This is a genomic window from Pedobacter suwonensis, from assembly GCF_007833675.1.
GTDB lineage: Bacteria > Bacteroidota > Bacteroidia > Sphingobacteriales > Sphingobacteriaceae > Pedobacter > Pedobacter suwonensis.
The window spans coordinates 4,283,416-4,296,441 of sequence record NZ_CP031708.1; the positions used below are offsets into that span (position 1 = coordinate 4,283,416).

The window sequence follows — 13,026 nt, forward strand, 5'->3', positions numbered from 1 at the left end:
ATCATGCAAAGGCGTTTTGTTTCCATATGGTTCCGCCAGCTGCTGGCTGATTGGCAGCTTATCCGCAGGCCCGAGCTTTCCGGTGTACCTTTTGTTTTTGCTGCGCCCGACCACGGCCGAATGATTATAACAGCGGTGAGTGAGCTCGCGCTCGGATTCGGTGTCGAGGTTGGAATGCGTGCGGCAGATGCAAAGGCCATTTGTCCCGGACTTGAGGTGTTGGATGATAAACCTGGAAGGTCCAGAAAACTGCTCAAAGGGCTTGGTGAGTGGTGCGTGCGCTATTCCCCGATAGTAGCCATCGATGAATTTGCTATGGATGGGCTTTTGCTTGAGGCAACCGGATGCAGCCATCTTTGGGGCGGGGAAAGCGGATATCTAAAAGAAATCGTTTCCAGGTTAAAAAGCAAGGGTTATACCGTCCGCGTAGCGATAGCCGATACGCCCGGAGCCGCATGGGCAATATCCCATTACGGAAAAGTAACACCATTGATTCCCGTCGGCGGGCATGTGGATGCGCTGCTTAATCTTGTGCCTGATGCACTGCGACTTGAGGAATCGGTGCTGGCCAAACTTCGAAAACTTGGATTCTATCAGATCAAGAGTTTTATCGGGATGCCCAGATCGGTTTTGCGCAGGAGGTTCGGTGAGGATTTTCTGCTGCGGTTGGGCCAGGCAATAGGCACAGAAATCGAAGTGCTTGCTGCCCTTCAGGTGCCTGTGCCGTTCAGTGAAAGGCTCGCTTGCCTGGAGCCAATTAAAACAAGAAACGGGATAGAGATTGCTATCAATAAATTACTGGAAAACCTGTGCAAGCGTATGCAGGCTGAGGGAAAGGGACTGCGATTCGGTGTGCTTACCTGTTACCGGATCGATGGCAAAATGGTACAGGTTGATATCGGTACAAGCGGGGCATCGCATAATATCAGCCACCTTTTCAAGCTATTTCAGCTGAAGATCGATCAGATCAGGCCAGCCCTTGGCATTGAGCTCTTTGTGCTGGATGCGCCAAAAGTGGATGATGTCGAGGTTCCACAAGAAGAAATGTGGACATCAAAGCCGGGCCTGGATGATCAGAGCGTAATCAAATTGCTTGACCGCGTAGCTGGAAAGGTAGGTTTTCAGGTGATACATCGCTATTTGCCTGCCAAAAGATACTGGCCAGAACGGGCAATACTCAAAGCGGTTTCAGTAACCGAAAAACCAAATGCGCCATGGCGGGTGGATAAGCCAAGGCCTACAGAGCTGCTAAAAACTCCGGTTGCAATTGAGGTAATGGCAATTATCCCAGATCATCCCCCTAAGTTTTTTATCTATGAGGGAGTTCGACATATCGTTGCAAAAGCCGATGGCCCGGAGCGCATCGAGCGGGAATGGTGGCTGGATCATGGCGAGCATAGGGATTATTACCAGGTAGAGGATGAGCAGGGCGGCCGATACTGGCTGTTCCGGTCTGGACACTACGGAGGAGAAAATAAATACAAATGGTTTATCCATGGATTTTTTGCGTAAGGAAGATAAGTTATGGCGTATAGCGAATTACAGGTTACATCAAATTTTAGTTTCTTGCGGGGTGCATCCCATGCACATGAGCTGGTGGAACAGGCGGAGACCTTTGGCTATCAAAAAATAGCGATCACGGACCGTAATACCTTGGCGGGGATTGTCCGCGCACATGCGGCTTGCAGGGAAAAAAACGTGAAGCTTATTCCGGCTTGCAGGCTGGATCTGCTGGATGGGCAAAGCCTTTTGGCATATCCAACCGACAAGGAAGCGTACGGCAGATTGTCGGCGCTGCTTACCCTTGGCAATATGCGCGCCGATAAAGGTTCCTGCCATATTTCAAGGGCGGATGTTTATGCCCATAGCAAGGGGATCATCTTCTGTGTAGTGATGCCCGGCGAGCTCAACCGGAGGTTTGAATATGAGGCTGGTTTTATTAGTGCGCTTGCAGAATACAGTCAGGCACTGAATGGCCAGTTATATTTAGCAGCTACCAGATCTTATATGGGAAACGATGATAAGCTTATCTTCCGGACCTCGCAGCTTTCAGATTTTTACGGAATTCCTGTTGTAGCAACGGGCGATATCCATTACCATGATCCCTCGCGCAGGGAATTGCAGGATGTGCTAACATGCGTACGGGAGAAATGCACCATCCAAGATGCCGGGTTTCGCTTGCATCAGAATGCAGAGCGATATATGAAAGAGATCGCCGAGATGGAGCGATTGTTTAGAAAATACCCAAGTGCTATCAAAAATACGATGATCATTGCCGAGGCCTGTAATTTTTCATTGGATGAGCTAAAATATGTTTATCCCGAAGAGATCAATCAAAGCGGCAGAAGTCCAATGGAAGAACTAGAGTTCCTGACATGGAAAGGAGCGCATGAGTTTTACGGTGAAGAAATCCCTGAAAAGGTGGTTAAAATGATCCACCATGAAATGGAATTTGTGAGGCAGATGGATTATGCCAATTATTTTCTTTTTGTTGAAGATATTGTACGCGAAGCCAGATCGAGAGGGATTCTTTGCCAGGGAAGGGGTTCTGCGGCCAATTCTGCGATATGTTTTGTTCTGGGAATTACTTCGGTTAATCCCATGAAATTCGATCTGCTTTTTGAGCGCTTTATTTCGCCCGCCAGAAACGAGCCACCCGATATCGATGTGGATTTTGAGCATGAGCGTAGGGAAGAAATCATCCAGTATATCTACAATAAGTACGGGCGTGACCGGGCGGCCATCGTAGCGACAGTCACCCAGCAGCACCAGAAGGGCGCAATTAGGGATGTGGGAAAAGCGATGGGACTTTCAGTGGATACCATCAATAGGTTGTCGAGTTCTATTTGGGAGTTTACCGATGAATGGTTCGAGGGAAAACGGGTTACAGAACAGGGCTTAAACCCGGATGATCCGCACCTTAAAAAAACGCTGGAGCTTACTTCCCAGATGATGGGCTTTCCTCGGCAGCTCGGCCAGCACACCGGGGGATTTGTGGTAACGCAAGGCAAGCTTACCGACCTGTGCCCTATCCTAAATGCGCGGATGGAGGACCGAACAAATATCGAGTGGAATAAAGATGATATTGATGCGCTGGGCTTTTTAAAAGTGGATGTATTGGCGCTTGGCATGCTTACCTGCATACGAAAGGCATTTGACCTTTGCCGTGACCACTATGGAAAGCAGTTTACCCTGGCAAATATCCCGCAAGACGACCCCGAAGTCTATGATATGATCTGTCTGGCTGATACATTAGGGGTATTTCAAATTGAGAGCCGGGCGCAGATGTCGATGCTTCCAAGGCTTAAGCCTAGGGAATTTTATGATCTGGTGATCGAGGTCGCAATTGTCAGGCCCGGGCCAATACAGGGAGATATGGTACATCCATATCTGCGCAGGCGAAATGGCGAAGAACCCGTGGTGTATCCATCGCCGGAACTCGAAGAAATATTGGGACGGACATTGGGCGTTCCGCTGTTCCAGGAACAGGCGATGAAAATTGCTATTGTCGCAGCTGGATTTACCCCGGCCGAAGCAGATGGACTGCGGCGGAGTATGGCAACGTTCAAATTCAAGGGCCTGGTTAATCAATACGAGCAGAAGCTAATAGATGGAATGCTGGCCAAGGGATATACTTTAGAATTTGCTAAGCGAATATTCAAACAGCTGGAGGGATTTGGAAGCTATGGTTTTCCTGAGTCCCATGCGGCAAGTTTTGCGCTGCTGGTATATGTATCCTGCTGGCTAAAGCATTATTATCCGGATGTTTTTGCTACGGCATTGCTTAACAGTATGCCGATGGGCTTTTACCAGCCCGCGCAGATCGTTATCGATGCGCAGAAACATACCGTAGCGGTGCGCGAGGTGGATGTTAACCATTCGCTGTGGGATAATAAGCTCGAAGAAAAATCGGGCAAATATTTCGCGCTGAGGTTGGGATTCCGGCAGATCAGTGGCATCCGGTCTGATGATATTGAGACCCTGGTGAATGGTCGTGGCGAAAGATATAAATGCATTACCGCGCTTCGCGATGCTGGCGTTTCACTAACGGCGCTTGAGAGACTGGCCGATGCGGATGCTTTCCGATCCATGGGAATGGATCGGAGAAAGGCCCTATGGGAAGTTTCGGCTTTGCAGGACATGCCGGTGGAACTTTTCAAGGGACAGGCATCTGAAAGCGTGCTGGAAACGCAGGTCGAGCTTCCGCTTATGGGAAAGGGAGAACACGTGGTGCAGGATTATGGAACGGTTGGACTTTCGCTCAAAGCTCATCCGGTGAGTTTTGTGAGGCCGCAACTGGATATGCTCAATATCCGCAGTTGCCACCATATCAACAATGATTCTACAGATGGCCAATTGGTAAAAGTGGCGGGATTGGTACTGGTACGCCAGCGTCCAGGAACTGCGGGTGGAGTTTGCTTTATCACTATCGAAGACGAGACTGGGTATTCTAATCTGGTGGTCTTTGAAAAATTGTTTGAAACCTATCGCAAGGAAATATTGCATGCAAGGCTGCTGATGGTAGAAGGCCGATTGCAGCGAGAGGGAAAGGTAGTACACGTGATAGTTAGCAAATGTTTTGATTTCACGAAGATGCTTGGAAAGCTGGTGCAGGGTGAAGTTGATGACCTGCCTGTGCTGACTTTGGCTAAGGGGGATGAAAAAAGTGCACCATATACTTCGCAAAACAAAAGAGCGCAGGTTCGTAAAGAAACGCCGAAGGATGCATTTCATGGGGGTCGCAATTTCAAATAAACCCTAGTTAAAATGTTAAATGAATTCTATTTACAAGTTGTTGACATTAGGAAGCAAATCATCGTCATAGAATTATTTTTATTCCATTGTATTTGCTTTGATAATTAAATCGATATAAAAATGTAAACAACATACTTTCTCGCGGATATGTGAAATCTTAAATAAATATACTTACTTTGATAATAAAACTTAATACGCGTTCAAAAACCAAAATGAATATTGCTAATAACCCGCACTCACTAAATTTGATTCCTAAACACTGGGCTATAGCTAAAATGAGCGATTTGGTAGTCGATCCAACCGTCGATCTAGTTGACGGCCCGTTTGGCTCAAACTTGAAGGCAAAAGACTTTAAAAAAGCCGGAATACCTGTTTTTAAAATCCAGAATATAAAAGCAGGATATTTTTTAGATAAGAAAATTGATTTTGTAACTGAAGAAAAAGCGGTGGAGCTTTCTAGACATAGCTTTAATATTGGAGATATAATAATAACAAAGCTAGGGGAACCCCTAGGATTGTGTTGTAAAGTTCCTACAAAATATCCCTACGGAATTATTGTTGCTGATTTAATTAGGTTAAGGCCAAATTCAGAGATTATAAATTCTGACTATCTTGTATATGCTATCAATAGTGCAGTATTGCAGCGACAATTTGAAGAAATTACCAAAGGAACAACCCGTTCAAGAGTTAATCTAGGAGCTGTTCGGGAATTGTTAGTGCCCTTACCGCCATTGTTAGAACAAAAAGCAATAGTAGATAAAATTGACGAGCTTTTTAGCGATTTAGATAATGGAAAGCGAATCTTAGAAAAGGCGCAGCAACAAATTTCACCGTATAAACAGTTGATATTGAAGAAAGCATTTCAAGGAGATCTTACTGCTGATTGGCGAGTGAATAATCCAGGTTTTACGGGCTTTAGAACAATCGTTTCAAATTTGCTCAACTATGATAATTATGTTGGAGGAAAAAAATATGTTGGAAAGAAACAGGTGTTGTTAAATGCGGATTTTCTAACCCCGAAAAGGACGGATTGGGAACGGTGGCCGAAACTACCTGAAAATTGGGGTTACGTATATAATGACTTAATGCTTCGATATGTAACAAGTGGTTCGCGTGATTGGAAAAAATATTATAGCTCTACAGGTGCGTTGTTTATTAGGACTCAAGATATCAATACGAATGCTTTATCGAAAGAGAATATTGCGCACGTGAAGCTACCAGACACAATCGAGGGGAAGAGGAGCCTTGTAGAACAATTTGATTTGCTAATGACGATAACGGGGGCAAATGTGGGGAAAGTTGCTCATATAGATACAGAAATTGAGGAAGCCTATGTTAGCCAATCCGTGGCATTAATGAAATATCGCATAAAATCTTTTTCAAAATTTGCCTATTATTATTTTCAGACTACAGATTTTGGAAAAACTTTCGTCGAGAACATGGTCTATGGTGTAGGACGGCCAGTTTTAAATTTGCAAAATATGAGAGATGTTCCGATGGTGATTTGTAGTGAAGAGGAGCAATTGGAAATTGTAAAAATTATTGAAAGTAGGTTTAGCTTCATTGAAAAAGTAGAAGAAACGCTTTCCCGTCACTTTCAATCGGCAGAAATTTTAAAAAAAAATATACTAAAACAAGCTTTTCAAGGAAAGCTTGTGGAAGAAATGACAGAAGAGTTATCTGGATACAAATTAATAGAAAAGGCTTTAACTAAACGCGAATTGCATTTAAAGTCAAAAAATAAATCAAAGAAAAAAATGGCTAAAAAACCCGTAAAGATTTTACCCAATAAAAGTACTATCGATTTGATTTATGAATCATTTTCATATGATTCTTTTGAATTTAAGGACCTAAAAGTAAGATCAGAATTGGAATACGAAGACTTGAGGGACGATCTCTATGCTTTGTTAGAGAATGGTAGCGTTGAAAAGTATTTTGATGAGAATGAAGAGGTAATGAAATATAAAATTATTGTTTATGAAAATACTCCGGTTAAAAATTCATAGTATCGCCCACCGCCCTCTATTAGACAATCTTGAGTTATTTTTTAATCCGGAAGAAAAATTTCCTGGAGAAAATAGTCCAAATTGTTTCATCGGAGTTAACGGATCAGGGAAATCACAGGTTTTGGAAACTATCGCCGAGATATTTTACTATTTAGATAAACTTTATGGGGGTCCTAGACTAATCTTATATGCAAATTCACCTTCATTGTTTGAACTGGATTATGTTATAACGTTCCAGAAAAAGGAATATTTAGTAGAAATCAAACAATTGGAAATTAAAGCTAAAGCCCCAAAAATTACCATAACGCATAATGGAAAAGAAATAGAATGGTTCGTAGAAACATTTAAAGACTTTTTACCATCGAAGATAATTGGATATACTTCGGGCGCCAATGAGACTTTAAGTTTTCCATTTATGGACTACTATGATGAATACGCAGATTATACTGCAAAGCGAGCATTCGGAAATAAAGATTACAAAGAGGATTATGATCCTCGTTTTTATTTGATGGATTATACCACCAATATTGGTGTCGTGATTGCAAATTTACTTTATCCCCAAGAAAAAAACGTAGCGTCAGTATTAAAGGTAATTGGCATTAAAAACCTGAAGTCATTTCAATTAGTCATTCAAACAAAACATTCTGCAGCGCCACAAAAAGGGATTCGGCTCACTGAAGAATTACAAACTTGGATTGAATCATTAGTCAAAGTAGCAAGTTGTTACGAATATGTCAGCTCCGAAAACCGTTATGTTCTAGATTTTTATAACGATCCAAGCACAAGAGATGCAATAAAGTTATATTTTAAACATCCAATAGACTTTTATACAGCTCTTTACAAAATTGAACTTCTGAATAATCTTATTATAGATGATAACTATTTAAAAGAAATTAAAAGAAAACGACGTTTGCGGAAATCGATGATAAAAAATCCTAGCGTACAGGACAAGGATAAAGTATTAAATTATTCTGAGATTAAACTTGGCTTATCTACAGGGCAGGTCATTAATTATTTAGAGTTGAGCGACGGGCAACATCAATATATGAATGTTTTTGGCACAATTCTGATGACTGGATTTGAAAATGCATTGTATCTTTTAGATGAACCGGAAACCCATTTCAACCCTAAATGGCGAAGAGAATTTATTCAAATTCTAAATACTATAACGTTAAAGCGCAAACAGGATTTTTTCTTAACAAGCCATTCTCCTTTTATTGTAGCCGATAGCCGAAAAGAAAAGGTTTTTATTTTTAAAAGAGACACGAAAAAATTAATTGTCAAGCAACCTGATAATGAAACGTATGGTTCAAACTCTGATTATATTCTAAAAATGGCATTTGGAATGGAATCAACAATAGCCGAAAAATCTTTGTTGGAAATCCAGAAACTACAAAAATCTACTGATATTGATAAAATTGAAAGTGAGATAAATGATTTTGGTGAATCAGCAGAAAAATTTTATCTATTGAGGCGAATTGAAGAATTAAAATCTGAAGAATAATGCTCTTTCTCTATCCATTTTTACGCAATCATTCTGCCAATAAGCTTAATCAGCATCTAATATTTTTTTTTCGACAACTAAGGAAGGTCAGTAGGACAAGTTCTTTCCTGCCGTATAATACTTATTTTCATCCAGACTTTGTTCTACATCTAGACAACTCTCCAACGTTGGTAGAGAAGTTTCAAAGTTTTTTCAATGCATTTAGAAATCTTTCTGCAACAAACAAAGGCATTGTTATTAAATGTTTTTTTGATTGCCAGTCGATTTCCAAAATAATAGAGGATGAACTCTTCGATGCAAGCCACTTAAAAATTAGTGCAATGCCTGCTTCTATTCGCAAATCGATTAAGGAACTATTTGCGCACATGTACCCAAGTACTTTAAATAGCATTGGGAATTTAAGTGATCACTGGCAACAAATTTATGGTGAAATATTCGGGGTTAGGAAGTTAAAAGTTTGCCCTTTTTGTAGTATAGAGCCATTATATCCGCCTAAGATAAGACGACAGGATTATGATCACATCCTAAAGCAAGAAACCTATCCATTTGCGTCATTAAATATGAAGAATTTGGTTCCTATGGGAAGAGATTGCAACCAAATTTTTAAAGGTAGAAAAGATTCGATATATGATGGGGCAACTCGCAGAGCATTTGCAAATCCGTACAAAACATTTGCTAATATAAGCATTGATTTAAATGGCAGCATATTACCAAACAGAACCACTGCAGCTTATGGAAACTGGAGCATTACCCTAAGTCCCGCAAATAAATTCACGTCAACCTGGGATCAAGTTTTTGATATCAAGAAACGATATTCCGAAACAATGTTAATGCGATATTTCGATGATTGGCTGGGATATTTTATAGATGTTAAGAAGAGAAATAACGTTGTGATTACTACTCATCAACAGTTGATAGCACATCTTAACGACGAAGCAGACCTGTTTTCTAAACAGCCCTTAATCGAAGCTCATATTATTAAAAGCGCACTATTTACGTATCTTGCAGCTTGTGGTGATGCCATTTATTACAACACCATTTTAGCTCAGTTAAACAGTTAGAATATTTATGACAAACAATAATAATATAGTTCAAAAAGTTTGGAATTTTTGTGATACCCTTAGAGATGACGGAGTAAGTTATGGGGACTACCTCGAACAAATTACTTATTTGTTATTTTTAAAAATGGTGGACGAGTATTCTGGTCCAAACTTCCTAAAGGAATTCAATTTACCTGAAGGATGTGATTGGAATTCACTTTTAATTAAAGAGGAAGATCAGCTCATTAGCTTTTATAGCGCTAATCTTAAAATACTTTCTTCTGCTGGTGGTATGTTAACAAAAATCTTTGATGGGGCTCAAAATAAAATTCACGATCAGAATAAATTAAAAAAATTAATAGAATTAATTAATGCAGAAAACTGGGTAGACGAAACCTTTGACGTAAAAGGCGAAATATATGAATCACTTTTACAAAAAAATGCCGAGAGTAGTGGTGCTGGCCAGTATTTCACTCCTCGAGCAGTAATACAAACGATGGTGGAGTGTTTGCAACCAGAACCCTTACAGACTATTGCAGATCCGTCTTGTGGAACTGGTGGTTTTTTTCTTGGGGCGCTAAATTATATTACAAAGCATAAGAAGAAGTTTACAGAGGAAGAAAAAAGATTTCTCAAATTTGATACTTTTCATGGATGGGAAATAGTCCCTTCAACAGCCAGACTTTGCTTGATGAATCTGTTTCTTCATGGAATTGGAGATCTAAAAACTACTCCCGAAATTGAAATAGTTGATAGTCTTAAAAAGGTTCCATCGAAACAGTTTGATATTATTCTTGCAAATCCTCCATTTGGGAAAAGCAGTAGCGATATTGCAACAAATGATGAGAAGAAAGCTAAGCAAAGTGGATATACATTTCGGAATGACTTTTGGATAACAACTGGTAACAAACAACTGGCATTCCTACAGCACATTTTTACAATGTTGAAGGAAAATGGTGAAGCCGCTGTTGTACTTCCTGATAATGTTCTTTTTGAAGGCGGAGCTGGGGAAACTATCAGAAAGAGGTTGTTATCGGATACTAACCTTCACACAATTTTAAGGTTACCCACCGGTTTATTTTACGCGCAGGGTGTTAAGGCAAACGTATTGTTTTTTACAAAAGTACCTGTTTCGGCCAAACCGTCGACCGACGCAATCTGGATTTATGATTATAGAACTAATATTCATCATACACTTAAGAAGAACCCTCTGAGAAATGATGATTTGTCAGATTTTGTGAAAAAATTCTGTCCAGGGGATATAAAGAGACGTGTTCAGGAATATGATGCGATTAAAAATCCAGAGGGTAGATGGAGAAAGTTCAGCTATGATGAGATAATATCAAGAGAAAAAACAAATTTAGATATTCAATGGCTTTCAGATGATGAAAATTCTCTCGAACTTTTTGATGATCCAGAAGATCTCGCAAATAACATTATTGAAAATCTAGAAACAGGATTAGAATACTTTAAATTAGTAAGGGATTCTTTTTCGAAAAAGCAACTATGAGAAATTTTCTGTTTGGAAATTAAAAGTCTTCTTTAATGCATGAAAACGGAGTCTATTTTACAGCGCTGGTATTGACAGGTTAATTTATACCAACAATTACAAAGTAGGCGTCGTTTTCTTTCTTAATAATGAGGTCTAGATGTTCTTCAAACGTTACAAGGTTCAGAACCTCATCTTTTAAAAAGGCAGTGAATACTTCCATATCCGTATTCTCCTTGAGAATTACTTCAAGAGTTTCACTTGTCTTCCAGTCCGTCGCAAGTATTTCTGGATAGGTACCCATCAGAAGTGAAGGAAACCCTTTCCGCGAAAACGCTTCAGAAAGATGCACAGAAATTTCCCACATGTTAGGCTCTAAATTTTTATCTTCAGTTTTCCATTGCATGCCCTTGGATTCATCCTGCCACATCGTGCCGGCATATTTACCGTTCAGGTTTACGCTATAACAATCGCCAGCCTGTTCTACAACGGCTTCGATGGTTCCCTCATCGCTCGCCAGGATAAATTCATATCGTTCCATTCCTAAATTTTCTGAGTTATGATTTTGTGAAGACGCTCCCTGGGCTCCAACTTTCTTTAAGCAATTATCCAATACAATGCAACTCCTAGCTAGCCCAGCTAGTGTGCCAATGATAAATGTCTTTTTGTCGAATTTAAAAGATTTATCCATATCTCTCAATGGTTTTTTCTAAATAAACAATGCATTTTGAAGTTAAGTTTGCAAAAGTGAAGTTGCCATACAATTAACTATTAGATGAAATGCTGTTGTGCAATAGAAAGCACATGGATAATATCCATTCCCTTACCAAGTACTCCTGAAAATAGATCGCTAGTTTCTTTCAATTTATCTATTGACTCAACAACACTTCTAGGGTTCCTTCTTTAAAACTTACAGATTCAACATCAGCTTCACATCAAAGTAATTTTTATCTCTTTTGCCAAACATAAATGAGAATTTATCACCATATGCTAGACTAAGTCGCTTCTCAATATTCTCCATCCCCTTATTGAAACCTGATTGGTGGATTTTGGTGTTAATAAGATTCGATGTTTCTATTAACAGCTTCCCTTTGCTTAAATTAATAGTTAGTATTCCAGGGTTGCTAGGTTTTTGTAAATTCCCATGTTTAAGCATATTTTCGACCAGTGTTATTATGACCAGTGGAATAGAGCGAAGGTTTTTCACTTCCTCGGGAAATGAAAAATCAATGTACTGTTCCTTATCTTTTCTGATTTTATTCAGTGAAATTAAGTTGTAGATCTGATTGAGCTCTTCTTCCAACTTTGGAAAGTTGTCGTTTGATTCTCTTGTATCTAAACTGAACCGCATAAGTTCAGCAAGATTAAGGACAGCCTCCCCTGCATCCTCGTTGAACTTTCGCACACTATCATATAAAAAACTCAATGTATTGAACAAAAGGTGCGGGTTAATCTGAGCCCGGAGATATTCATATTGAGCAACATTCAATTCGTTCTGTATTTCCTTCGTTCGAATATTATTTAAGTATTCTTGCTTTTCTGCCTGCTCACGTTTGTTTCGCTCTTCCTTATATTCTATAAATAAAAAGTAAAAGCAGGAAAGCCCAATAAAGAACAATCCTCTCCATAGCGATTGGAAGAAGCTTCGATAATTTTCAACAATGGTAACCACATTAAACTCCTTACTCGAATCTGATAAAATATAATTAAGAATGGATCTTAAAAATATATATAAGCCAATCTGAACCACCATCAGAAAACATACCCTTGTCCACGAGTTTCTCATCTTAAAGCTTTTCCCGAGGACCAAATGTGCATTTGTATAAAAGAGGATGATATTTAGCACGTAATGGAGCAAATAATTTAATGGTTTGCCAAATGCTCCCGCCGCAAGACCTATAAGCGTTATTTCAAAAAAGATAAAAAGCGCCCATCCAATTAAATGGATTCTCTGGGTTTTTGACCACTCAAAAATTTTCTTTGTCATGCTATAAACTGTATTGGTGTAACTCCATATTATCACGGTGTAATAACTTTTTTTACCATATCCAATTGGGCTAGTTTCAAAATAAAAAACATGAAACACATCCCTCAAAAACTGATTAAAAAAACAGCATTTGTTTTTAAATCACAGAAAAACCAGAGGTTGTCATCAACCGATCCAACCAATTCCAGTATTACGATTATTGCAACTGAAACTTTCGTTGCATTGAAAAAGTAGACTGAAGACAA

Annotated in this window: 9 protein-coding genes; 7 read left to right on the forward strand and 2 right to left on the reverse strand. The window is 39.8% G+C overall.

The features are described 5' to 3' along the window. The first annotated feature begins 3 nt into the window (after positions 1 to 3). The 6 genes from DV942_RS17690 to DV942_RS17715 all read left to right on the forward strand — a co-directional run bounded on the left by DV942_RS17690 (position 4) and on the right by DV942_RS17715 (position 10,815). A complete protein-coding gene (locus tag DV942_RS17690) occupies positions 4 to 1,512 on the forward strand; it encodes a Y-family DNA polymerase (RefSeq protein ID WP_145859763.1) in 1,509 nt (502 codons plus the stop codon). Between the two features lie 12 nt (positions 1,513 to 1,524). Continuing rightward, positions 1,525 to 4,755, forward strand: coding sequence for an error-prone DNA polymerase (locus tag DV942_RS17695; RefSeq protein ID WP_145859765.1), 3,231 nt, complete (start codon positions 1,525 to 1,527; stop codon positions 4,753 to 4,755). A 212-nt stretch (positions 4,756 to 4,967) separates the two neighbouring features. Further along, a complete protein-coding gene (locus tag DV942_RS17700) occupies positions 4,968 to 6,761 on the forward strand; it encodes a restriction endonuclease subunit S (RefSeq protein ID WP_131538542.1) in 1,794 nt (597 codons plus the stop codon). Continuing rightward, a complete protein-coding gene (locus DV942_RS17705) occupies positions 6,733 to 8,265 on the forward strand; it encodes a restriction system-associated AAA family ATPase (protein WP_131538541.1) in 1,533 nt (510 codons plus the stop codon). The genes DV942_RS17700 and DV942_RS17705 overlap by 29 nt, the downstream gene beginning before the upstream one ends. Positions 8,266 to 8,432: 167 nt before the next feature. Next, positions 8,433 to 9,326 carry a hypothetical protein gene (locus DV942_RS17710; RefSeq protein WP_131538540.1) on the forward strand — a complete coding sequence of 298 codons (894 nt, stop codon included), beginning with the start codon at positions 8,433 to 8,435 and terminating at the stop codon, positions 9,324 to 9,326. 7 nt (positions 9,327 to 9,333) lie between these two features. Then, positions 9,334 to 10,815 (forward strand): type I restriction-modification system subunit M, encoded by a 1,482-nt coding sequence (locus DV942_RS17715; RefSeq protein ID WP_145859767.1) that lies wholly within the window; start codon positions 9,334 to 9,336, stop codon positions 10,813 to 10,815. 79 nt (positions 10,816 to 10,894) lie between these two features. Here DV942_RS17715 and DV942_RS17720 read toward each other — a convergent pair whose 3' ends face one another. Next, on the reverse strand, positions 10,895 to 11,485 hold the full coding sequence (locus DV942_RS17720; RefSeq protein ID WP_145859770.1) for a hypothetical protein: 591 nt from the start codon (positions 11,483 to 11,485) through the stop codon (positions 10,895 to 10,897). Between the two features lie 219 nt (positions 11,486 to 11,704). Then, a complete protein-coding gene (locus DV942_RS17725) occupies positions 11,705 to 12,781 on the reverse strand; it encodes a sensor histidine kinase (protein WP_145859773.1) in 1,077 nt (358 codons plus the stop codon). A gap of 90 nt (positions 12,782 to 12,871) precedes the next feature. Between DV942_RS17725 and DV942_RS23575 the strand changes: the two genes are divergently transcribed. Beyond that, entirely contained in the window at positions 12,872 to 13,015 is a 144-nt protein-coding gene (locus DV942_RS23575; protein WP_186462339.1) for a hypothetical protein, read from the forward strand. The last annotated feature ends 11 nt before the right edge of the window (positions 13,016 to 13,026 follow it).